Source organism: Enterococcus sp. XAF26B05_ASV22, assembly GCF_056727285.1.
This window is the reverse complement of sequence record NZ_CM161538.1, coordinates 175,320-196,458: the sequence shown is the minus strand read 5'-3', so window position 1 is coordinate 196,458 and position 21,139 is coordinate 175,320. Positions and strand designations below refer to the sequence as shown.

The following is a 21,139-nucleotide window of genomic DNA, read 5'->3' as shown; positions in this document are numbered from 1 at the left end:
ATCCATTTTCTAAAATCCATAACTATCATCATTTAAATTATTGTTATCGACAATTCCTCTTTTAATATCTCCAGTATTTTTAGTTACCCAATTTTCATATAAGGTAACAAAGCGTTGCTCATCTTCATCTTTAAAGCCTTCAAAAACAACTTCATCAATATCCTCTTTATTAAAATAAAAAACTTGCTCAGGATCTAAACCAGCTGGATATAAAGCACCTGTATAGTCAAAAAATACTTTTTCGTCATTTTGCTCGACTAATGGGCCTCTATTTAAAATCATAATTTTTTGATTTCCATCAGCTAAATAAACAATACTTCCTATTGGTAATGTTGGTAACATAATTAATTCTCCTCACTTACTATAATTTGATATTTAGATTTATTTGAACCTGGTATAAATTTTATAAATTTCCCGAAAAAAAGTACGTACAGCGGTACAACTAAGAAAACAAATAGTTGTGAATAACTTGATGCAGATATTCCAACTAAAGTAAAAATTGGAATTAATATTATCATTGAAATAATCCACCTTAATCTTAACGGTAGTTTTGAAAACCAATTTCTCGACTCTGTTTCGTTAACTTTCGCTTGCTTTAAAGTTAACTTTTCTTCACCTGTCAAATTTATAGATGATTTTTGAAAAAAAATGATTAAAAATATGACAACTACACTAGCGAGTATATAACCTAATGTTTGCGGCCAACGTTGAAGAATTATTGGATCGTGAGTCAAGTTTGAAAGATTAAGTTTTTCAGGGAAAAACATTACATTTAATAAATAAAGTAAAAAAGCCATAATAGTCCAATTTATAGATTTTTTGGGGTTCGCTTCATTAGAGAAATTTAAATTCTTTTGATTCTTTAATGTAGCCACATCATATATTTTCCACTCAGTTAATGTTTCAGGAAAAAGCCCTGGAAAGTAACTTTTGATATCTTTTGGATTAGAATAATCTATAATATAGTATTTTCCATGTACTTTAATTAAATAATAACGTATGTTAATTCTTCGCACCTTCTCTACTACATATTTATTATATCCTTTTATCATCCAAAGGCTCCTTTCAATGATTTAAGTGGATTAGTGAGTGCTTTTCCAACATTATTTAACCCATCTTTAACTTTGCTACCAACATTATTAAGACTATCACCTATACCATCAACAGTATCTTTAAATGGCTTCCAATTATTATATACTGCTTTAACACCCACTGCTACTGCAGCACCGACAACAACAGCACCTGCTACAGGTGCTGCTACAGTCGCAATGAAACCAGTAGCAGCCGCTCCCGCTGTAACTGCTAAAGAACCAGCTACCGCAGAACCAACTGTCCCAGCAACATAACCTGCTGTGGTAGCTATCATACTATAGGTTAGCGCTCTCCCAACGTTATGATTTTCGCCATAAAAATCTTTGAATTCAGAATATGCTCCTAATACAAATAACCCTTTCCCTCCCCACTTTGCGACATTTCCGATAGCCTTACTTGTTGAATTAGGTACTTTTCTTAACTTACTAGTCAACCATTTTCGAGGTTTAAAGGTATCTGAAACAAAAGTCCCTAAGGTTGATTTAGGTTGTAACTTTCCAGCCCATGACCTTCCTATATTCTTGCCTTCTTTTATTACTTTATCCCTTGTTTTATCTAAAAAATCACTTAAACTCTCAGTTGAAAATTCTGAAGGAGTTAATCCGTCTAAAAAATCTTTCAATGCTTTTTTAGCATCATAATTGCTTGAATTTTTAGAAGTAGATTTCAAGCTCTTAAACCAACTTTTATCCGTTCCTTTTGGCAATGAATAAGAACCGTCACTATTAACTGTCGTTCCACTCAACACGAGCACACCTTGCATCGCAATACTTAACTCATTTAAGCTATTACTAAAAAGTCCATTCGTCTGACTCGAAAAATCATGTAACTTCTTAATTTTTTTCTGTACCTTGTCGATATCATCTTGCATGCTATTTGCCATGCGGTTCAATCGATTTTGCGCATGCTTTAACATATCTTTCAATCCTGGTACTGGATTCCCTGCCGCTAGATTTCCTGCTGCATTTGCTGAAGCTGCTAGAGCAGCTTTGGATGCTTTCAAAAGTTGCATCTGCATATTCAACTTATCTTCATCTAGAAAACCTTCACTTGAGATTGCTGCATTCGCTCCTGTATATTTTACTAAATCATTTTGTATACCGTCCATTGATGTGGTAACACGACTTATCGTTGGAAGGATTAGTTCTGAAAATAATCCTTTCCCTGCAGTATATGCCGCACCTGACAAGGTACGTCCATCCACGGCTGCGGTTAAGCGCTGACTTCCTGATCGTAAGTCACTCACGGTGCTTTTCGCCGTCGATAAATTACTAGACATAGCACTCATCAATTTTGAAGAGTCTCCGCTTGAATAGACTAATCCCATGTTAATTCATTCCTTTCTTTCTGGATTTCTGTGCGTTCTTCGTTTAGCTCTTCAGCTGATTTTGTATACATTTCTGCTAATTCTTGCTTTTGTTCCTTAAAAAATTGTCCAAAATGCTTCTTTTTCCCATGAAGTTCTTCTTGCTCCCATCGAGCAGAAGAACTCCCTTCTTTTATTAATTCATCATTTAATTCTTGTAGTTGTCGGAAATTTCGAGCTAGTTCCGTTTCTAATGACTCAAATACTTCTTGAATCTGTCGTTTTTCACTATTCAAATCGTCAATTTGACGTTCTTTCTCAACAATTTTTTGCGTATACTCCGATCTCAACTTCTCATTTTTATCTTGTGCCATACGTTTTCCTCCCTACTTAAATCTCGTTTGACTATCACGAGAAGTAATAACTGCCGCAAGTTTAGGGAATTTATTGGCTTGTTCATTTACACAACTAACTAATTTCGATAAATCGGATAAAATCTGATTGCTTACTTTAGCTCCCTGTTTCATACTAGAAATGTTACTTCTTCCCAAAGAACAGGTCTTTCCACTTTTAACGGAAACTTTGCTAATTCCTGCAACTGCATTTTGAGCCGCTCCTTGATTTGATGCAATCTTCCCCATACTCTCTCTCCTTACTCTCTAAATTTATAAAATGGATCTTCTTGTAATTGTTCCGCTTCATCCAAAATTGGTTCAGGCTCTTGAATCACTTCTGGCTCGGGTGCTTCTGGAGCAACTATAGGACCGTTGGCCATTTTTACTAACAAATCATCTAAAAATTCTTGATCTTTTTGATCTGAATAGCCTTCAAAAATAATCTCAGCAATTTGATTAGCACTGATTGTGAATACTTCTTGACTTGGTACATCGCCAAATGGGTGGGGCGCAACTTTATATCTTGAAAAAATTTCGTCCATTTCATTTTTCGCAATGGCTCGAGCAACTACTACATAAAGTATTTGATCATTTTCAGGTTCTTCTAATCGTAAAATACTCCCTAGAGGCAAAAAGGGCGTGCTCATTACTTCTCTCATTCTCCTACCTCCATCGGTATAACAATATCTTCGAATAAATCATCCTTCAAACTATGAAGTACATTACGAGGAACAACGACATTTTTTTGTGTATATGGTAAATTCTCTATAAATAATTGGTTTTGTAAACTACCACCAAATAGAATTTGATACACACTTTCTTTCACCATATTCGTCAATCCGCCATACGTATTTCCAACTTTGGTTAAACTATCAATAAATAAAAGTTGCAAGTGATCATTACCACCATTTAAAAGAAAAGCGACTTCTTCTGGATTTAAGAAAAGTTTGTCTACTAATTCTGCAATGCCATTGATTATTACGATTCTTTTAGCAAAAAGTGGTAAATTATTAAATATTCTTAACTGTTCAGTAGTAATCAAGAATAAAAACTATAAAATATTTTTCAAAGGAATAATCGTTAATTTTGTTCTGTATTATTCCTTTTTTGGTTCTGTGAATATTCACCAAATAAGTTGCTAGCTCAATCTTTGTGACAATCTATAATTTATGTATTTATTATTTGATATCATTAACTAAAACATTATTAATTCTTACTTATACAGCATATAACGACAAGTAAAAAAGAACAACCCCATCAGCTTTTTTTCTGATTGAATTGTTCTTTTGATATAAAGTAATGTCGTCATTGTTACTTCTCTATCTACTTTAAAAGTGGCTCTCCATTCTGCTTATTTAATAAAATTCAACTTAATTAAATTTTTTCTTTGCCTCTCAAAATGATAATCTGGCTTTCCATTTTTTCTAAAGTTTGCGAAAAATCTTTGTGAAAATTAGTATATAATTTTGAACAAACATAGTATTCCCTCATTACTTTATCCTTATCGAGTGGTTGGAGATTTTCAGTAAAAAATTGGTTAAGCAAGTTTAAAATAAGATTCCATGAAGCAAGTTGTTCTAACGTATTTGCAATAGTATGAACGTCTTGTTGCGGAACATTTGGTAATGGCTGATTATTCTGTTTAGCAATGATTAGTTTTTTCTTCATAATAATTCTCCTTTGAATTTTTCTGTAAACTTGGAGAATTTCTTGAATTATGATATGATTTACTTGTCTAAAGTAGAGTTTTAATTCAAGAAATTCGTTTCTTATTTATTAAAGCTCTGCTTCTTTTTTGCCTGTTTATTTTAAAACCTTCTAACGCTCCTCTCACTTTATTATTCGTAAAAAAGAATTTTTTATTCGCTTTAACGAATATATAATACCATAAAATGAATAATCAGTCAAAAGCTAAATTCTATTTACAGAACTATTTATTCGTTTAAACGAATTTATTATGTTGACTAATGAATATAAGGATTTTATACTAAAGAGACAAATAAAATAGGAGGTCCTCACAAATGCCAATTATATATAATCGTTTATGGAAATTATTAATTGATAAAGGAATGACAAAAACCCAATTACGAAAAGAAATAGGGATCGGAACTGCAACTCTAGCAAAACTTTCTGCAAACGAGAAAGTTTCGATGGATGTTATTGAAAGGATTTGTGTTGCTCTTGATTGCCAACCTGAGGATATTATGGAGTTTATTTTTGAGAACAAACAAGACTGAGTTTGTTCAACATTGCTTGGTTCTGTACTGATGTGTCCTAATTATTCTTAAATAGCAAAAAGTCAGAATTAAGAGAATTTCTTCTCCATTCTGACTTTTAATTATTTTAACTCATAAGTCCTAGTTGAAAAACCTAGAGGAATTTCCTCTAGGTTTCATCACCATTGATTTAATTCTTTGGATTTTATTCACCAAGATTAGTTTACAAAAAAACATTAAAACTTATTTTAATCTTCAACAACTAGTTTTGGATAAGTAATTGTTTCTATATTTTTCTCATAATTATCTGCAAAATCAATTTCCTGACTGTTTCTATAACCTTCAAATATTACTTCATCAATATCTTCTATATTAAAGAAAACGAATTCTTGGCTTCCATCTATTCCTTGCGGATATAATGTTGCTGAATAATCAAAATACCCTATTTTACCATTTTGATTGAAGAGTTGGGCTCTACCTACAATCATTAAAAGAACATCACCTTTTTTTAATCTTACGACTGAACCAATTGGCAATATATAGTTGTTCTCACTCATCGTACATACCTGCTTTCATTTGTTTTTTTAAAATTCTAAATGCTTTTTGTTGTGCAAATGGATGGGCTGAAAAATGTATACCACTTACAGCGAAACATAGTGCAAATATGCCTATAATTCCTTTCACAGAAGTTTTTTCAATAAAAGGTAAGATTATTAAAAATATACTATATCCAAATATAAATAATAATTCTGTCACCGCTAAAATTCTTAAATTTGATGAATTATTCAAGATTTTTTGGACATCTTTTTTGGTGAATTTTTTTTCAATATATTGCCCTTTGGACCTATCTATCAAATAAACTGTTAACAGCTTTCCCATAAGAAAACCCACACCAGAAATGCAAAGGATATTTATATAGTTTGGAACTAAAGATATAAGATTAAATTGTTTTGCAATCAGCGGAATTAAAAACATTCCTATAAAAGCAGATATTCCCCATGTTTGAGATTTAGAATAACTCTTCCCAGATTTTTCAGTATATGGGCCTATAAATTCTTGAATAAATAATTTACGCTTCGATAAATCAAAATATACTGATTTATCAGTATCAATTTTTAGCAAAGCAACCGATTTATCCTTCAATTAAATGCTCCTCCTAATGAATTACCAATATTTGAAAACCATTTACTAGTGCCTTGCTTGATATTATCAACAGTTTTTGAAACTTTAGAAGATATGTCATCAATAGTTTTTTTAGCTTTACCTGTTTCTACCCAGTCATAAATCTCAGAACCTACATACCCAATTCCTATACCAACTACTGCACCAAAAGCTGTTCCTAAGACAGGTACAGGGATGGCTGATCCTAGAGCCGCGCCAATCTGCCCACCAACAGCTGCTCCTCCTGCTCCGATTGCAGTATGAGCCATTGTATTTTTGATAGCCCTTGCTTGATTATTGTGTTGGGTCATTTGATCATTATAGTCAAATGCTGCCCCTGCTACTGTTCCAACAATTCCTAAACCTTTCCAAACTTTGCTACCAGTGAAAGCATTAGAAGCGTTTATTAAATCATCTCCCGCACTTTCTAAATCCCGTGCTCGTTTACCTAATCGCGATAATTCATTAGGAGATATACTTCTGCTTCCCATTTGCAAAGCATCAACTCTCATGTTTTTACCAGTCATTTTAAGTCCTTGTAAAATACCGTCACTTACAGCTTGACCATAACCTAAATTTTCAACTGACTTACTCAATGCTGTATAACTAATCCCATTATTAATATCATTTATCCGCTTCTTCACATCTGGATCGTCCACCCCATACTTCGCAATCATTTATGATGGCGTCAGCGAGTTTAGATTTTTTTTTTGTTTTTTATTGCTTTTCAACTGTCTTCTTTAAATAAATAGTAGTCACCAGAACGCGACTGGTAACTACTACGATTTACTTTCTCTTTTAGTGGATTACTAAAGCGTTTCTTTAATTGACAATTTCTTATATGTGGTAGACTTTAATTGTTGTTCAATATTTTTTTGTAATTCTTGTTCTTCTTCAGAAATATATCCTGTAAAGTGAATCGTTTTAATATCTTCACTATTAAAAAAATAATTTCCCTCATTGAATTGACCTTGGGGATAGAAACAACCCGCATAATCAAAATAACCTACAGTTCCATTATTGTCGTATAATGGGAAACGAGCAGTTATCATTAGTTCTTGCTCTCCATCATTCAACGTTACTACAGTTCCAATTGGTAACAATTCCATTATAATTTACCTACTTTCATTTGATTTAATAATTGTTTCAAGGATCTAGTTACTCTTCTATGTCTAATAAAATTCATATTTTCCATAAGTGGCAATAAGAAACAGCATAGTATACTTAAACAAAGTAACGAAGTATAGTTTGATTTATCAAAGAACATAACCGACATAAAAATGAAAAAGAAAATCCATACCAGTAATAATGCTATTTTTATTTCTTTTATTTTTTTTAAATTTATTAAACAATCTTCAATTTCTTGTATACTCAAATTTATTTTAGTTAATTGATTTGAGGAATACGAACGGTGGATCAAAAATAAGCATATACAGCCTAAAATTAAACCAAAGAAACAGGCAAGAAAGTAATTTATTCTAATGCTTCCAAGAACATTGTTATTTAAAATCAAATTTAACGGAGCTAGAAATAATGCAACAAATCCCCACTTTTTATCAAAATTCTGATTTTTCAATATATAAAACTGTTGAGATTTCCCTTCGTAGTAAATAGCTGTATTGTTTTCTTGATTAATATACAAATAAGTATATCTTTCTTTTTCTTTGGTAATTATTTCCATAATGAACCTATCCAATCTAAACTTGCTTTTATTGCACTTACAGTAGATATTGCGGCTCTATAGCTAAACCTATTCTAATTTCACCGTTATATCCATACTCTAATTATTTATTGATTAAATCATTGTATATTTTTTTTCGTCCAAAAACATTCATGTAAATTATAAATATTGTAAAGAACATACAGAGTAACATCTCTAAAATGAATGTTACAATTTCGTTATTTAAAAAGAATAATACCGTATTCACCAACAGAAGAAATGAAATAAATAAAATTCCAGTCTTTTGCATTTCTAGTTGGTTTTTTCCTAGAGTAATATAATCAATGGATTCTTCTTTCGTTAAATTTAAATAGGTTAGTTTCATTTTTTTTTTATTTAAAAGTATTGATATAAAAAATCCAATGATAATGCTGCAAATCATGATAGGAAAAAAAAGTGAATGATATTCTTCAGGAAGTTTATATTTTTGAAAAGATCTCAAAAATACGTATCCAATTATACTACAGGCCGCTAATAAAGAATTAGAGGTATTACTATTTTTTTCAATACTTCCATATTTCTCTTGTTCCACATCATAATATATTTTTTTGGTTTTATCTTCTGTATTGCAAATGAAGACATATCTTTTTTTCATATTATACACTTACGAAAATGCATTTCCTACCCACTTACTTACTGAGTTTACAGCATTTCCTATTCCTTTCGCAATCTTATCTTTATTGTCATAGATTGTATCAAATGCGCTATTAATCACATATCCAGCACCTACTGCAGCTACAATTGCCCAACCCCCAGATAATCCAATACCAGCAATAGCAGCACCAATAATCACACCATTAACAGCATGCCCTACTGTTTTGTAAGCAGCAATCGTAGTGTCCTCTCCACTATATACCTGTGAACCATAATCAATTACTGACCCAATTATTGGAAAAGCTTTCCCTGCTGAACCAGCCAGTGAACTAGTGGCTTTTGACCCCGCGTAAAATGCCGATGCTACTTCTGTTCCACCAAAGTACCTCGTTCCTGCATTGTATAGACCAGCCGCTAGATTATCACCATATTTAGCTAGATATTCTTCTGTAAGACTTAATGATGTATCCGTTAAGAATCCATTGGCTGTAAGTTGATTGTTTAGACTGTTCAGCCGCTTCTTCACATCTGGATCGTCTACTCCATACTTCGCAATCATTTCTGATGGCGTCATTGAGTTCAGATCTTTTTCTTTCGTTTTTCGTTGCTTTTCATCGGCTTCGGTCACCCTTTTTTGAAACGCTTGAACATTATCTGCTAAAGCAGTACTATTCGCAAATGCGAGGAAACGAGGATCGGTATAGCCTAATCCTCCGACTTTCTGTGCTGCTTTAATTTGTGTGCTTAAAGATTGAATCATGTCTTCATTAGCCGAATTGCCTTGCTTACTATCGAACTGATTGACTTTTTGAATGATTTCATCCGCATATTTCTTCGTCGCATCCGCTACTTGATTAAAATCGCTCTTTGATGCGGATAATGAAATTAGATCAGAAATACTGCTATAAACGGACTGGAAACTCTTCACTTGTTCTTGATAGGTTTGTTTCATCTTATCAATATCTGATTTTGCTTTGATCAGGACTTCTTCACTAAGGACTGCTGAATCAGAGGTTTCTCCTGTTGTCCCTTTGAAATCCTGATACGCTTGGCGTAGCTCCATTTCAACGGCTAGATAACTGCTTTTCAATCCAACAATTACGGCATTCTGGTTATTATTGATATCCGCTGATATAGCTTGTCCTACTTTACCAGACATTGCATTACTGTTAATTATACCATTCATTGCGTTTTTTGCAGTATTTAATTGACTTTGCGCGGTCTTAGAAAGCTTTTGATATTCTTCTACTGCCTTCTTCATTTCTGCTGTATCGACATAAAATCCCATAATACACTCCTTTCCATGCGTTTACCCTTATTATTCTTGTTCTGACAGCTCAGACAACACTTCAAAATAAGCAATCGTATCTTCTGGTTTCATATACGCTGTTGAAACTTGTTGCTTGGTTACCTGAGTCGCTCGTAAACCATCGAAAGCAAACGCTTCTTCATACTCATTTGTAAGACTTTCCGCAATGACCCGTTTGATCATCATATTCGAAATCAAAATAGGATCATTCCCAGGAATCTCACCATAAGGCCATAAATGACCCAGATAATCTACAATGTATTGCTCAAACCCACTCATCAAAGAAATCTTCCGACCGCTTAACGTGACAACTGCGCCTAGCTCTTCCTTTTTAAAGAGTTCCGCTAGTTCTTCTGTTAACATACTTTCATCTAATTCGACCGTTGTTCCAACAGGATAAATCGGCGCAAAGGCAACATCGATTTTCCCCATATACTGAAGAAACTGTTCATTGGTCAGTTCTACTTGACTAGTTTGACGATCAAGCACTACACGTTGAGTATCATGATCAAAAGAGACCGTCAATTTAGCACCAACCATTGGCTTATGTTCGAATTGTTCTTCTTCATTACGATAGGCTTTATAAATTCCTTTTAACAAAGGAAAGTTCGTTCCTAATAAAACGCCTGTTGTAATCAACTCATTCGTTACCTCAAAAAGTAAAGAATCATCATTTGCTAGAACCTCTTCGAAGAATTTTTTTGTATCATAACTCGCCATTAATTGAACCTCACTTTAGATGTATTTTGCTCAAATAATGTTGTATTTTGTTTAAATGATTTAGATGCTTGCTTGTCTTCACTAACAATATGTTCCGCAACTTTTTTCATTTTTTGCGTATCTGTTTTCGAAACATTTTTGAAGGATTCAACTGTATTTGCAAGTTTCTTTTGTGTTTCGATTATTTTTTTGAATCGCTTCAATGTTGTTTTTCCTAAATTGTTGATGGTTGGTTTTGAAATGCTTGATACTGTACTCTCTGCTTTGTTAACCGCACCGTCCCAAACTTGTTTGTCAACACCTATTGCCATAGTTCATCTCTCCTTTGTCTTACTAAAAAATAGAGGCTAAGAAATTTTTTGCCATATCAAAGGCGCTTCCGACCGCACTCATCAAATCACCTTGCTCTAACTCTTTCTTTGCTATTTCTGCATCTAGTTTGGATAAATTTTGTTGATGCTTGTTTTCTTCTTTGTGCAAAGCAGTTCCCATTTTTTTGGCTTTCTGATCGAATTTTGTACGAAGCGTACCTTTAAACTGTCCCGTACTCAATTTTGTTGAGTATTGATTGACTTCATTTTCGAATTTGGAGAAGGACGACATTGACTTAGTTAACGCTCGTTTTGCTTCTTTCAATCGTTCTAATTTTTTTTGATTTCGATCATAATTTGCTTGTCGCTCATTTGCGATACGTTGCCATTTTGTTGCTTCTTGGCGATTTCGACCATTACTCTCTTGTCGTTTTCTTTCTGCTGCATCGTCTTTACTCATCGTTTTACCTCCTTTTACACTTAAACTATCAACTATTCACTAACCAACTTCACTCGACAAGCATTTCGTCCAACAAAGAAATGAGACTCATCTAGCTCAACTGTCGGTTCACTATAGCCTGATTTCACATTGATAAATCCTTGATCCGCTAAACGTGTACCGATCATTCCTGCTGGGATATTCGTACGTAGTCGCTTATTAAAGTCATCGAAGCTATTTTCAATTTGTTTTTGATTGCCTTGGAAAATAAAGTAAATCTTCACTTTCGCTGCTTTTCTTAGATAGACATCGATTGCGTCATTGGTAATAAACGTTTTATCTCCAAATACATGCGCCTCTGGAACATAGACAAACATTGGTTCTGGATCTGTCGCGTCTTGGCGAACCTCGATTTCACTGACTAAATCATTAACAAAGGTACTATAATCTGGTTCAGCAACCATCATATCAAAGCTTTCCGTAAAGCCGCCGAAACGTTCTGAGCCGTTAAAGACTACTCGTTGCGCTCGTCCTTCAAAATGTTTTAGATTTTCTACAATTACTTTTTCAATGTATTCTGTTTGTTGCGGTGAATCGTCTCCAATCACAAAATAGCCATGCTCTTGTGGGTCAAATCCGACAACATTGGTTGTTTCTTTATCCAAACCAATTGGTAATTGCATATTTTCCAGCATCATTTGTGTTTGTTTTGACTCGTAGAAATCAGCCATTGAAACCACTTTTGCAAGCATCGGAATCTTAATCGGACGTTCGCCAGACCAATCTTCGTTCATCGCTTCGATCTCTTGTTCTAAATGATTTAAGCGGTCAATATCATTTTCGCCATGTGTTGGAAGAAAGACTTGAAGTTCATGTGGATCATCTAATTTGATTTGTGCTCGTCCAATGATTTCTTGTGGAATCAATGCATCTCGCCCAACGACATCTCTGATTGCGCCTTCCTCTACAAGGAATAGGCCAATATGAGATGGTATATTGCTTGCCATGCTCATCTTGAAGGTAGATGTTCTAAGAACAGATAAAACAGCGTACAGACCTACACTAGCCCCTTCTCGTAGCAACTGGTTCACAACAGATTCGATTTCTTCTTCTAACGGACTTTCCTTGATGGCATCAAATCCGTCAATGATTGTAATGACTACAGGAAGTTTTTTCCCTGATTTTTCTTCATATTGAGATAGACTTGCAACACCATAATCGGTAAACGCATCTTTTCGTTCTTGAATCTCTTTTCGGATTCGCTTCAAGAATTTCACTAATTTCTCTTCTTCTTCTAAACGCACTAAATCTGCGACATGAGGAAGTTTTTTCAACGGAAGCAACCCATTTGTACCAAAATCAAATAAATTGAACTGCACTTGACTTGGTGTATTTAATCGCGCAAGATTCATTACTAATGTTTGAAGCGCCGTTGATTTACCAAAACCAGGTGAGCCATAAAACGCCGTATGCGTCAGTTCATTAAAATTAAAGTTGAACACGACTTGCTCTTGTTTAGAAGGAATATCCATAAAGCCAAACGGAACGCTTAATTGTCTTGTATCGCTCCATTCCTTCGAGAAGATAGGCGAATCGATCACTGTTTCTAGTGGCGGAAGCCAAGGTTTTTCTGGTAATACTGCATTGGTTTCTTCTGAATACGCTTGGATTGCTTCTACAATAGCATCCAGTTGTGTTTTTTCTTCTTCATTTTTCACAACGGTATCTTCTTCTTGTGACAGATCCGCTGTTAATAATTCGTATTGTCCCAATTGATTGATCAACCAAATACGTTCATCCACTTTTTCTTCTCGTGAGACAAACGGATCATAATTCGCTCCGCTCCATGCAGATTGGAATAGTTCATAAATTTCATTGTTTCCGACTTGTAAATACGCACGACCTGGTTGCGTGATCGTTGCCGCATCTGGTGTTTTGATGATTTCATTTGAATCATTGGCATCAGCTACTTTCAACGCTAGTTTGAAACGAGAGTTCGACCAAATTTGGTCATCGACAACCCCACTAGGTTTTTGAGTGGCTAAGATTAAATGGACACCCAAAGAACGACCGATTCGAGCCGTTGAAACAAGTTCCGCCATAAAGTCTGGTTCATTGGCTTTTAGTTCGGCAAACTCATCACTGATTAAGAACAAGTGCGGCAATGGATCGCTTGGGTATTTTTTCTTTTCTTCTGGATCGGTAATTGTTTTGCCCTGTTTATATAATTTTGTATAGCCATTAATATGATTCACACCAAATTGGCTAAATTTACGTTGTCTTTTTTGTAACTCAGCTCGAATACTTTGTAAGGCTCTGGCAGAACTCGCGCCATCTAAATTGGTAATAGAACCAAGTAAATGAGGTAAGTCAGCAAATAAATTCGCCATTCCCCCCCCTTTAAAGTCAATCGGTAAAAAGCCAACATCTTCTGGCGCAAAGTTCACGGCTAAAGATAAGATATAACTTTGAACGATTTCTGATTTACCCGATCCTGTTGTCCCCGCAACTAAACCATGAGGGCCGTGTGCTCGTTCGTGTAGGTTAAGGTAAACAATATCGTCTTTACCACGAACACCTAATGGAACCGCTAATGATTTAGACGTATCTGCTTTTGTCCAACGTGTGCCGATGTTTAATTCATCTACTGCTTTTACATCATATAATTCAAGAAAATCGATTGCTTCTGGGATGGCATTCTTCTCCACTTCAACATGATGTAAATTTGCCAATCTCTGCAACGCTTCTTCAATCGGATAAGCCGTTGGTAAATGAGTCGGTACAAACGCTTGATTCACATACTCATTGTTTTGGTTGATCAACATTGCCGCTTCACTGCTTTGGTAATCAATCAACGTCGTCGTTGTCTCAGGCAACATCGGTAACGCATCTTTCCCCCAAATCACGGTCACACCATACGGACTCATGTCTTCTGCTAAAAATTCATTTAGCCCATGTCCAGATAACCAGCTCTCTTCTAAAATAGAGAATACATAATGCGGCTGGAAACGAATCTTTTCATTGCCATTTTCTTTCAGTTCTTGTCTTCTTTTCGTTAAAATTTGGTAAAACGAGTTAAGCACCATATCCCGTGTTTGGGCATTATGGATGATTCCTCTTAGATTCAAACTGCGAATCTTCAAATGAGGTAGCCAACGCCACGCATGCCAATTAGTATCATAGTCATTTTCCGGAACTAGCGTTACAAATTCAACATCTCGGTATGAATGCAGCATTGAAATTTGGAATAAGAGTGTTTGAACAGCTGTCCGTAACACTGGATAGTTCCCAGCTAAACCAACTGTTTGATCCATCAAAGGAATAACAATCGGCGCTGCTTCTAATTGTTGATACGGCCAAACAAGCTGTTTCTCAGCTAACGAACTCAATTCACTTTCTTCATTTGGTTGATATCTCACAGAAAAGCTTGACTTGATTTCGCCAGTTCCAACATGGATTTTTAAGAAATCTTCGTTGGTTGTCATGCGCTCATAGATCCGTGCTTGATAATCTTTAGCCATTAAGGCAAGATCATTCATCGAAGGATACATATACGTAAGCGCATGTTCTTGTTCTTGTTGTAAAAGAGAAATATCCCCTTTTTTCTGAATCAGGTATTGTCTATAAGAGCTTTCGCTACGTTCATTTTTCTCTTTGGTTTCTTTCTTATTGGTAAAATAACTCGAAACAGAAAAACCTGCCGTTAATAAACTAGCGCCACCCATACTGAGCATCATGATCGGATTTCCGCCACTTAAAAAGCTTGTAGCACCACTTAAAACCACCATTCCTAAAGGAGGGACAAGGGTTCTTAGTAGTTCATTCTTCCCTTCCTTTTCTTTCGGTGTAGGTGTCGTTACTTCTACTTCCATCTTCGGTTCTTTTAGATGGATACGCGGGCTTCGTCTGAATAACGGAAATTCTGAAGGGTATTCAGGTTCATAGCTTTGTTCAACGATTTCAAATGGATTTAATGTAAACTCCACACCTAGATTCGTTAGTTTTAATTGATTTTCCCGTGCTTCAATAATTAGTTTATCAATAATTAACTGATCGCCAGTGTTGAAATCAAAGGTATCCTTGACAACTTGTTTTCCGTTAAAATAGATAGCCTCTTTATTTGCGTAAATATCCATACTATAACGATTTGTCTTAGGATCAACGGAGACCGAAATAAATGCTGCCGTTGGCAAGCTGATCGCTGAAGAAGCTCTACTAGAAATCGTAAAGTCTTTTTTAGGTTTGTTTGTCGCAATTGTTTGATAGTCCGTTGGTTTTACAATAATAAATTTAGGATTACTTTTTTCGAACGGCTTGTTATCAAGTAACACTTTCTGCCCATCATAAGATACTGAATGTCCGTCGATTACTCGTTCTTGTTTGGCTGTCGTTAATTGATGGTGAGAAAAGACATCACCAAAATAGAAAACATCAACGAGAACATTTGCAGCTGGTTGCATTTGATCATCAATAGGAACCATTGACTCATCTTCTGTTTTATTCGTTTTCAGAATCATCGGTTGCCCCTCCTAATAATTTCATATATTTAGCAATCGCTTCTTCGTATTTCGTCAATAGCTCTTGTTTCTTTTCACCATTCATTTTTGTGTCTAGTTTTGTTGCTTCGTATAATTTCGTATAGGCATGTAAAATGAATTGATTGTCTCCTACGTTTTGCGCAATATCAAGGGCTTTTTCGAACGCACCTTTTCCGATGTAGATCCAATATAAAAGTGTATTTTCGTTTGATTTTTGAGAAATATTATTCAAAATCATCTCTTTTTGCTCATTGGATAAATTATCTAGTTGTATTGAGCTTACTGCGTAAACATATTTCGCACTTTTAGGCAAGGTTTCTGGTGTATCTTCTTTCAATGTGCTCAATACTCCTGAATAATCATTGGCAATGTAATTCGCTTCTGCCGTAATGATTCTTTCTTGTGTAGGAACTTCTTTCAATGCATAATTTCCAACAAAGAAACCTAGAACAAGCGTTGCTAACAGCAACACAAGACTGCCCCATTTAAACACTGTATAGCTTTTTTTGTTAACAAATTGATTTTGTTTTTCTTGTTTCATTTTTTGGATAACGACTTGTTCACTGATCATTTGATCGATTTGTTCTGGTGAAAGTGCGGCTTGAATATTTTTAGACAGAGGATCTTGTAATGTGCCAGATCCTTCGATCAACCGTTCGTAATCTAATTTTGGATGAAGAATAAATAGAATCAACGCACGATACTGTTTTAAAAAGTCTTCTTCATTCGTCACATGTGGGACAACTAGATTCATAAAACCTCTATGTGCAATCGAAAGTTCTTCTCCAAAAAGAAAAATATTTCTCGGGTGGATAAATGGTTGAATCGTAGAATGGATAAACGGCTCAATAAAGCGAATTTTTTGTGCTAAAAGCAGTCTCTTAAATGGAGACATTTTTTTTATTGCTTCATCGATTGGTACCGCGTAGTTATCTTTTTCATAGGATAAGACTAACTGCTCTTCTGTTGCCTCCAACAGTTCTCCAGCTAATAATGCGTCTCTTTTTTGGAGAACGGCTTGAAATTGATCCAGCTCTGCTAAGCGGTATTGATTCGCTTGTAATGTGACTAATACCTTGTCTTTTTGAACTTGGATATCTATTTTTTCTGATATATCTTTTACTTCACTCACGTCATAGGCCCCTTTATTTTTTCATTGTCTCTTTCACAATTAATTGATCTCCGTCACCTAGTGCATAATTGGCCAGAAGAACTTCTCCGTTTAACTTAATTGCTTTGTTTAGTATCTCTAATTCAAATGTTTCTGGTAAAGAGATGTTTAGTAATTCTAGTGATTCTCTCAATAACTCTTTTAAACGATTTCCAGAAACTTTGATAGGAATCTGTAAATCAATAATTTGTTTCCCCACATGTAATCCAATACCAATAGATGTGTCTTTCCTCATAACATTCTACCTTCCTATCCTTTTTTTAACCATGTAGGAAATGCTCGACCTAATATGATTCCAAGTCCTACGACAAAGAGGCCGCCAACTACACATAGTAAAATGAACCCGATATTATTGCCTTTTTTTAACCCTGAGTCGCCTGAATCCAAACTATCATTCAGTGTGTAACCATTTGAGAAAAGAAGGGGCGTTATTTCTTGGGTAACAGTACGTTGTGCTGGTGTTTCTTTTACAAAAACTTCTTTTTGTGCATTTGTAATCAACTTCATTCTTTCTTCATCTAATTGTTTATCCTGAGCAGACATGTCTTTCATAAATAATTGATTAATTGTAAAGGTAGTAGAATTATTCTGACTACCTTCATTCTTTTCGTAAATCACTTGATTATTTATTTTTAAATCGCCAGTATCTGCATGAACAGGAACACTTTGTAAGAAAATGAACAGTATAGGAACAAGCATTCCTTTTAAAATCGTTTTAACATCAATTTTTAGTCTATGTTGCATCGTTTTTCTCCCTTACAAATAATAGAAAAGATCATACGTTTACTTTTTTGTCTTCTGGTTTCACCCAAAAATTCAATAGAATTCCACTCAATGCTAGGATTACAAGTATCAGATAACTTACCCAACCAATGCTGGCTCCATTTAGTAATGCCGTAAAGCCATTTTGAATATTTTGTAATGGTGACACTCGATAGAGTATATTTGTAAATGTTCCTGTTTTAGTCGCCACTCCTAGTAATGGTGTCAGCATAAAGAATAAGCCTAATGTTGCTCCACTAAGATAAAGCGTCAGTAATCGGAACTGTCTCATACAGCCAAGGGTCAAAAGTAATCCCGCAAGTAATACTAAAAAGGCGTAACTAAACCAGGCTATTTTAGCATTCGACCCAACAACAAGACTTAAATTAAGGGCAAATGCGATTGACAATGCTACGCTGCTTATTACTATGACCGTCACATTCGACGTGTTATACCAAGCTCTTGATGGATTCATCAATAAATCCGTTTTGGATACGTTTCTTCGCTTCATGTATTTTTGCATCGCTGTTGCGACCAAAATAATAATAAATGCAGCGATGATTGTTGCATAATAAGGAATCAAAGAATTTTGTCTTGCTTTTCCAAAATCGCCTTTTTCTTGAATAGGATTTGACAAGAAGTTAAAGACCGTTGAATTATCTGAACCGCCATTTCTGGTATTTGAAAGAACTTTATCAAATTTTTCTGCATATTTAGTATTATCATCTGTTTTTTTATGCACTTCTGTAACAGTTTTGTCTAAATTCGTTAAGATGTCATTTGCATCTGTTTGCACCTTATTTGTAGATTCTTTCAACATCTTAATCGTTGGAGCAACGTCTTTGACTTGTGCCGCAGATTCTGCTGTTGCTTTAGCTGTTTCAGTTGAACTACTAACCAATGTCTGGATATTTTTTACCAAGTTTTCTGTAGTTGAATTGATTGCAGCCGTATCATTCTTTTCAGGATGCGCATTTGTATCCGTAATGACAGATTCTGGTGCTACTCGTTCTGTTTCTTTCCATGAATTATAAGTTGCATCAATGTCTTGATTCGCCTTATCGAACCATTCTCCCAATAAAGAGGCTTCCTGTAGCATGGTATCTGGAATCGTCATAAGATTTAACGTGCCGTATAAAGTCAGTGCTTCGCCTTCGTTTTTATCAGTACTTGTTCCGATTGTAGCGTTTAACTTGTTGATCTGCTCTTCAATGTCGTTATATAGACTGTCTCCGTTTGCCCTATAATTTGTGTAGAGCGACTCCGAAATCTGAGAAACTTTTTTTGAGTCAGTGATATTATCATATAACCAGTAAACAGAATCAGGTGTAGCTAACTCATTGAATGTTTTATCTGGGTTGCTCGTAACATAATCAGCAAAGCTATTCAGACTTAGCTGCGCTGGATCAGCGTAAAGAGTTGTCAATTTTTCAGCTGCTGATGTTAATGTCGTGAACAAACTAAAGAGTTCAGCTAAATCTTGTTTTAGAGGCTGATCTTTGTCTATATAAGCAGCCAGTTGTCCAGAGTTTGTTGAATTGATTGAACTCCAGGAATAATAGCATACGAAATACTCATAGTCGGTATAATCATTTGGATAAGTCCATTTTATCTGGGAATTAATTTGGTAAGACATCTGAGATTGAGTAGGTTTTTTGGGCGGATCACTACTCCCTGTGTCCTTAAGTATGATGGCTATATTTAGCTGTGTTCCTTCTATAGAAACAGCTGCTGTGTAGTCTGAACCAGATAATTTAGCAATGATTGCCTGTTCCAAATTTGCTCTAATCTTGTCCAAATCAACAATTTCGATCAGACCGCTGCTTCCTACCTCAAAAGTATGTGAGAATTTTAAAGATTGGGTTGTTCCAGGTGTCAACTTTATCTCCACTGTGTTTTTTACATTGAAATCAGATGAAATATCTTCTTTTTCAGCTGTCGATACTATATTGAATTGATTGCCATTACCCGTTAAAGTTGGGTCATAATGTGTCACTATGTTATATGAATCCCTTAACTTATCGCTTTCTGCTTGTGTTAACAATCCTTTAGTCACTAACGTATTTAAAAGAATGGGAAAATCCGTACTTGATGGAAGAGCAAGATTTTGTAATTGGGCAAGTTCATTTTTTACAGCCGTTAAGTATTCCCCGTCTTCCGTAATTTCTGATTCTTTCTCAATAGGTGATAATAACTTTGAGATAGCTAGCTTAACTTGGTCTTCTTTCGCATTATCTGAATTGGCGTTTCTATCGTTGTAATACTTTTCTGCCACATCCTCTTTTAACGTTGTTAATTCCGCTACTTGTGTTTCCAACTCTGTTATTTCACTCGTTAGCTCTTCAATTCTCTTCCCTTGTGATTCTTTAAATGAAGAAGCATTCGTCAAAAAATTGGCATAAACGCCAGAATCATTCGTACCCTCAGATCCCTTTTTAAAAAACAGAGCCAACTGATTTTTTATGCTATCATCGAAACCGTCAAATTGAGCTTTGTATCCGGTTAAATCGTTTTGCCATTGATTCTCTAATTGCTCTGTTTGTAGCTCAAATTGTTCATTAAACTGTTTAATAGCTGTTGCTAATTTTTCATTTGCTTCATCTGCATAATCATTCACAGATTTTTGTACTTCCTCTGTTGACTGGCTATTTGACTCTAAAGTACTATTGTTACTCTCCATCAATTGCTTCACTGATTGAACAAACGCTTCTTGTTCCGACGTAAACATTTTATTGTCTTCGTCCAATATACTTGCTGTATCAATGACACTTGAAAAATTAGTTGGCACTTCTTTAAATGGTAGATAAATTGTTTTCTCCAAATTATTTTTGTGATCCGTCTCTAATCCAACAATTTGATTGACGTTTTGTTGTGCTTCAGACAGGTTTCCAACAATACTTGAAAAATACATTTGTACGATTCTTTGATTAAAATCTTTTAAAATGTCATTCACTTTGACCTGAATCGCCTGATTGGTTATCTCATTTTGACCTTCTCTTACTTGATATTCCACCAAAGCTTTTTCAGGATTTATACTTTGCAATGAAAGCAATCGTTCAGAGAAATCTTGTGGAATAATAATCTGTGCATCAAATTGTCCATCCGCTACTCCTCGACTAGCAATATTTCTGGTCGTAGTCTCCCAACGGTTAGCGGTATCTTGATTGATCAAGGTGACAAAGTCGGTGCCCAGAGAATATTTCTTTCCTTCAAAAATAGTTCCTTTGTCTTCATTAACTAACACATACTGCATTTTTGTGACCTTTTCATTAGATGTTTGTTGAACATTATCACTTTTAAAACCAATATAAGAAAGAATAAATAAGAACAATAGGCTACCGACAACGATCGAAATAATAGGAAGATATTTTTTTAGTTTATTTTTCAATTTGCTCTTCTCTCCTA

The 21,139-nt window shown here is 34.9% G+C and carries 24 protein-coding genes; 1 reads left to right on the top strand and 23 read right to left on the bottom strand.

Going from position 1 to position 21,139, the window contains the following annotated elements; all coding sequences use genetic code 11:
• Positions 1 to 9: 9 nt before the first annotated feature.
• The 8 genes from AC1PU0_RS00960 to AC1PU0_RS00925 all read right to left on the bottom strand — a co-directional run bounded on the left by AC1PU0_RS00960 (position 10) and on the right by AC1PU0_RS00925 (position 4,461).
• Positions 10 to 342: a DUF4176 domain-containing protein gene (locus AC1PU0_RS00960; protein ID WP_111248390.1), complete on the bottom strand. Its 333-nt coding sequence runs from the start codon at positions 340 to 342 to the stop codon at positions 10 to 12.
• 2 nt (positions 343 to 344) lie between these two features.
• Complete coding sequence (locus AC1PU0_RS00955; protein WP_242596625.1) at positions 345 to 1,052, bottom strand: hypothetical protein; 708 nt, start codon at positions 1,050 to 1,052, stop codon at positions 345 to 347.
• A complete protein-coding gene (locus tag AC1PU0_RS00950; protein ID WP_479998635.1) occupies positions 1,049 to 2,419 on the bottom strand; it encodes a T7SS effector LXG polymorphic toxin in 1,371 nt (456 codons plus the stop codon). Before AC1PU0_RS00950 ends, AC1PU0_RS00955 begins: the two co-directional genes overlap by 4 nt.
• Positions 2,410 to 2,772, bottom strand: coding sequence for a hypothetical protein (locus tag AC1PU0_RS00945; protein ID WP_479998634.1), 363 nt, complete (start codon positions 2,770 to 2,772; stop codon positions 2,410 to 2,412). The genes AC1PU0_RS00950 and AC1PU0_RS00945 overlap by 10 nt, the downstream gene beginning before the upstream one ends.
• 12 nt (positions 2,773 to 2,784) lie before the next feature.
• On the bottom strand, positions 2,785 to 3,039 hold the full coding sequence (locus AC1PU0_RS00940; RefSeq protein WP_479998633.1) for a hypothetical protein: 255 nt from the start codon (positions 3,037 to 3,039) through the stop codon (positions 2,785 to 2,787).
• Positions 3,040 to 3,050: 11 nt separating this feature from the next.
• Complete coding sequence (locus AC1PU0_RS00935; RefSeq protein WP_479998632.1) at positions 3,051 to 3,452, bottom strand: DUF4176 domain-containing protein; 402 nt, start codon at positions 3,450 to 3,452, stop codon at positions 3,051 to 3,053.
• Entirely contained in the window at positions 3,449 to 3,835 is a 387-nt protein-coding gene (locus tag AC1PU0_RS00930) for a hypothetical protein (protein WP_479998631.1), read from the bottom strand. The genes AC1PU0_RS00935 and AC1PU0_RS00930 overlap by 4 nt, the downstream gene beginning before the upstream one ends.
• 332 nt (positions 3,836 to 4,167) lie before the next feature.
• Complete coding sequence (locus tag AC1PU0_RS00925; RefSeq protein WP_479998630.1) at positions 4,168 to 4,461, bottom strand: hypothetical protein; 294 nt, start codon at positions 4,459 to 4,461, stop codon at positions 4,168 to 4,170.
• Between the two features lie 353 nt (positions 4,462 to 4,814).
• Between AC1PU0_RS00925 and AC1PU0_RS00920 the strand changes: the two genes are divergently transcribed.
• On the top strand, positions 4,815 to 5,030 hold the full coding sequence (locus tag AC1PU0_RS00920; protein WP_479998629.1) for a helix-turn-helix domain-containing protein: 216 nt from the start codon (positions 4,815 to 4,817) through the stop codon (positions 5,028 to 5,030).
• 227 nt (positions 5,031 to 5,257) lie between these two features.
• On the opposite strand, the gene AC1PU0_RS00915 is transcribed toward AC1PU0_RS00920, so the two are convergent.
• The 15 genes from AC1PU0_RS00915 to esaA all read right to left on the bottom strand — a co-directional run bounded on the left by AC1PU0_RS00915 (position 5,258) and on the right by esaA (position 21,122).
• Positions 5,258 to 5,566, bottom strand: coding sequence for a DUF4176 domain-containing protein (locus AC1PU0_RS00915; RefSeq protein WP_010772008.1), 309 nt, complete (start codon positions 5,564 to 5,566; stop codon positions 5,258 to 5,260).
• Positions 5,559 to 6,152, bottom strand: coding sequence for a hypothetical protein (locus AC1PU0_RS00910; RefSeq protein WP_479998628.1), 594 nt, complete (start codon positions 6,150 to 6,152; stop codon positions 5,559 to 5,561). The genes AC1PU0_RS00915 and AC1PU0_RS00910 overlap by 8 nt, the downstream gene beginning before the upstream one ends.
• Positions 6,149 to 6,847: a hypothetical protein gene (locus tag AC1PU0_RS00905; protein ID WP_479998627.1), complete on the bottom strand. Its 699-nt coding sequence runs from the start codon at positions 6,845 to 6,847 to the stop codon at positions 6,149 to 6,151. The genes AC1PU0_RS00910 and AC1PU0_RS00905 overlap by 4 nt, the downstream gene beginning before the upstream one ends.
• Before the next feature lie 132 nt (positions 6,848 to 6,979).
• Positions 6,980 to 7,279: a DUF4176 domain-containing protein gene (locus AC1PU0_RS00900; RefSeq protein WP_242596466.1), complete on the bottom strand. Its 300-nt coding sequence runs from the start codon at positions 7,277 to 7,279 to the stop codon at positions 6,980 to 6,982.
• Positions 7,279 to 7,851: a hypothetical protein gene (locus AC1PU0_RS00895; RefSeq protein WP_479998626.1), complete on the bottom strand. Its 573-nt coding sequence runs from the start codon at positions 7,849 to 7,851 to the stop codon at positions 7,279 to 7,281. Before AC1PU0_RS00895 ends, AC1PU0_RS00900 begins: the two co-directional genes overlap by 1 nt.
• Before the next feature lie 103 nt (positions 7,852 to 7,954).
• Entirely contained in the window at positions 7,955 to 8,485 is a 531-nt protein-coding gene (locus AC1PU0_RS00890) for a hypothetical protein (RefSeq protein WP_479998625.1), read from the bottom strand.
• A 9-nt stretch (positions 8,486 to 8,494) separates the two neighbouring features.
• A complete protein-coding gene (locus tag AC1PU0_RS00885) occupies positions 8,495 to 9,772 on the bottom strand; it encodes a T7SS effector LXG polymorphic toxin (RefSeq protein WP_479998624.1) in 1,278 nt (425 codons plus the stop codon).
• A gap of 30 nt (positions 9,773 to 9,802) precedes the next feature.
• Complete coding sequence (locus tag AC1PU0_RS00880; protein ID WP_479998623.1) at positions 9,803 to 10,513, bottom strand: DUF4176 domain-containing protein; 711 nt, start codon at positions 10,511 to 10,513, stop codon at positions 9,803 to 9,805.
• Positions 10,513 to 10,824, bottom strand: a complete 312-nt coding sequence (locus AC1PU0_RS00875; protein WP_111248113.1) for a TIGR04197 family type VII secretion effector — start codon at positions 10,822 to 10,824, stop codon at positions 10,513 to 10,515. Before AC1PU0_RS00875 ends, AC1PU0_RS00880 begins: the two co-directional genes overlap by 1 nt.
• 22 nt (positions 10,825 to 10,846) lie before the next feature.
• Positions 10,847 to 11,284, bottom strand: coding sequence for a DUF5082 domain-containing protein (locus tag AC1PU0_RS00870; RefSeq protein WP_479998622.1), 438 nt, complete (start codon positions 11,282 to 11,284; stop codon positions 10,847 to 10,849).
• A gap of 32 nt (positions 11,285 to 11,316) precedes the next feature.
• Positions 11,317 to 15,780 carry a type VII secretion protein EssC gene (gene essC, locus AC1PU0_RS00865; RefSeq protein ID WP_479998621.1) on the bottom strand — a complete coding sequence of 1,488 codons (4,464 nt, stop codon included), beginning with the start codon at positions 15,778 to 15,780 and terminating at the stop codon, positions 11,317 to 11,319.
• Positions 15,761 to 16,933 (bottom strand): type VII secretion protein EssB, encoded by a 1,173-nt coding sequence (gene essB, locus AC1PU0_RS00860; RefSeq protein WP_206850202.1) that lies wholly within the window; start codon positions 16,931 to 16,933, stop codon positions 15,761 to 15,763. Before essB ends, essC begins: the two co-directional genes overlap by 20 nt.
• 13 nt (positions 16,934 to 16,946) lie before the next feature.
• Positions 16,947 to 17,207, bottom strand: coding sequence for a type VII secretion protein, YukD family (locus AC1PU0_RS00855; RefSeq protein ID WP_069654466.1), 261 nt, complete (start codon positions 17,205 to 17,207; stop codon positions 16,947 to 16,949).
• Positions 17,208 to 17,221: 14 nt separating this feature from the next.
• A complete protein-coding gene (locus tag AC1PU0_RS00850) occupies positions 17,222 to 17,716 on the bottom strand; it encodes a hypothetical protein (protein ID WP_206850203.1) in 495 nt (164 codons plus the stop codon).
• A 31-nt stretch (positions 17,717 to 17,747) separates the two neighbouring features.
• Positions 17,748 to 21,122, bottom strand: coding sequence for a type VII secretion protein EsaA (gene esaA / locus AC1PU0_RS00845; protein WP_206850204.1), 3,375 nt, complete (start codon positions 21,120 to 21,122; stop codon positions 17,748 to 17,750).
• Positions 21,123 to 21,139 lie beyond the last annotated feature (17 nt).

Coding starts and splice junctions, on each gene's coding strand:
- AC1PU0_RS00960 (WP_111248390.1), bottom strand. CDS start 342: ATGTTACCAACATTACCAATAGGAAGTATTGTTTATTTAGCTGATGGA.
- AC1PU0_RS00955 (WP_242596625.1), bottom strand. CDS start 1,052: ATGATAAAAGGATATAATAAATATGTAGTAGAGAAGGTGCGAAGAATT.
- AC1PU0_RS00950 (WP_479998635.1), bottom strand. CDS start 2,419: ATGGGATTAGTCTATTCAAGCGGAGACTCTTCAAAATTGATGAGTGCT.
- AC1PU0_RS00945 (WP_479998634.1), bottom strand. CDS start 2,772: ATGGCACAAGATAAAAATGAGAAGTTGAGATCGGAGTATACGCAAAAA.
- AC1PU0_RS00940 (WP_479998633.1), bottom strand. CDS start 3,039: ATGGGGAAGATTGCATCAAATCAAGGAGCGGCTCAAAATGCAGTTGCA.
- AC1PU0_RS00935 (WP_479998632.1), bottom strand. CDS start 3,452: ATGAGAGAAGTAATGAGCACGCCCTTTTTGCCTCTAGGGAGTATTTTA.
- AC1PU0_RS00925 (WP_479998630.1), bottom strand. CDS start 4,461: ATGAAGAAAAAACTAATCATTGCTAAACAGAATAATCAGCCATTACCA.
- AC1PU0_RS00920 (WP_479998629.1), top strand. CDS start 4,815: ATGCCAATTATATATAATCGTTTATGGAAATTATTAATTGATAAAGGA.
- AC1PU0_RS00915 (WP_010772008.1), bottom strand. CDS start 5,566: ATGAGTGAGAACAACTATATATTGCCAATTGGTTCAGTCGTAAGATTA.
- AC1PU0_RS00905 (WP_479998627.1), bottom strand. CDS start 6,847: ATGATTGCGAAGTATGGGGTGGACGATCCAGATGTGAAGAAGCGGATA.
- AC1PU0_RS00900 (WP_242596466.1), bottom strand. CDS start 7,279: ATGGAATTGTTACCAATTGGAACTGTAGTAACGTTGAATGATGGAGAG.
- AC1PU0_RS00895 (WP_479998626.1), bottom strand. CDS start 7,851: ATGGAAATAATTACCAAAGAAAAAGAAAGATATACTTATTTGTATATT.
- AC1PU0_RS00890 (WP_479998625.1), bottom strand. CDS start 8,485: ATGAAAAAAAGATATGTCTTCATTTGCAATACAGAAGATAAAACCAAA.
- AC1PU0_RS00885 (WP_479998624.1), bottom strand. CDS start 9,772: ATGGGATTTTATGTCGATACAGCAGAAATGAAGAAGGCAGTAGAAGAA.
- AC1PU0_RS00880 (WP_479998623.1), bottom strand. CDS start 10,513: ATGGCGAGTTATGATACAAAAAAATTCTTCGAAGAGGTTCTAGCAAAT.
- AC1PU0_RS00875 (WP_111248113.1), bottom strand. CDS start 10,824: ATGGCAATAGGTGTTGACAAACAAGTTTGGGACGGTGCGGTTAACAAA.
- AC1PU0_RS00870 (WP_479998622.1), bottom strand. CDS start 11,284: ATGAGTAAAGACGATGCAGCAGAAAGAAAACGACAAGAGAGTAATGGT.
- essC (WP_479998621.1), bottom strand. CDS start 15,780: ATGATTCTGAAAACGAATAAAACAGAAGATGAGTCAATGGTTCCTATT.
- AC1PU0_RS00855 (WP_069654466.1), bottom strand. CDS start 17,207: ATGAGGAAAGACACATCTATTGGTATTGGATTACATGTGGGGAAACAA.
- AC1PU0_RS00850 (WP_206850203.1), bottom strand. CDS start 17,716: ATGCAACATAGACTAAAAATTGATGTTAAAACGATTTTAAAAGGAATG.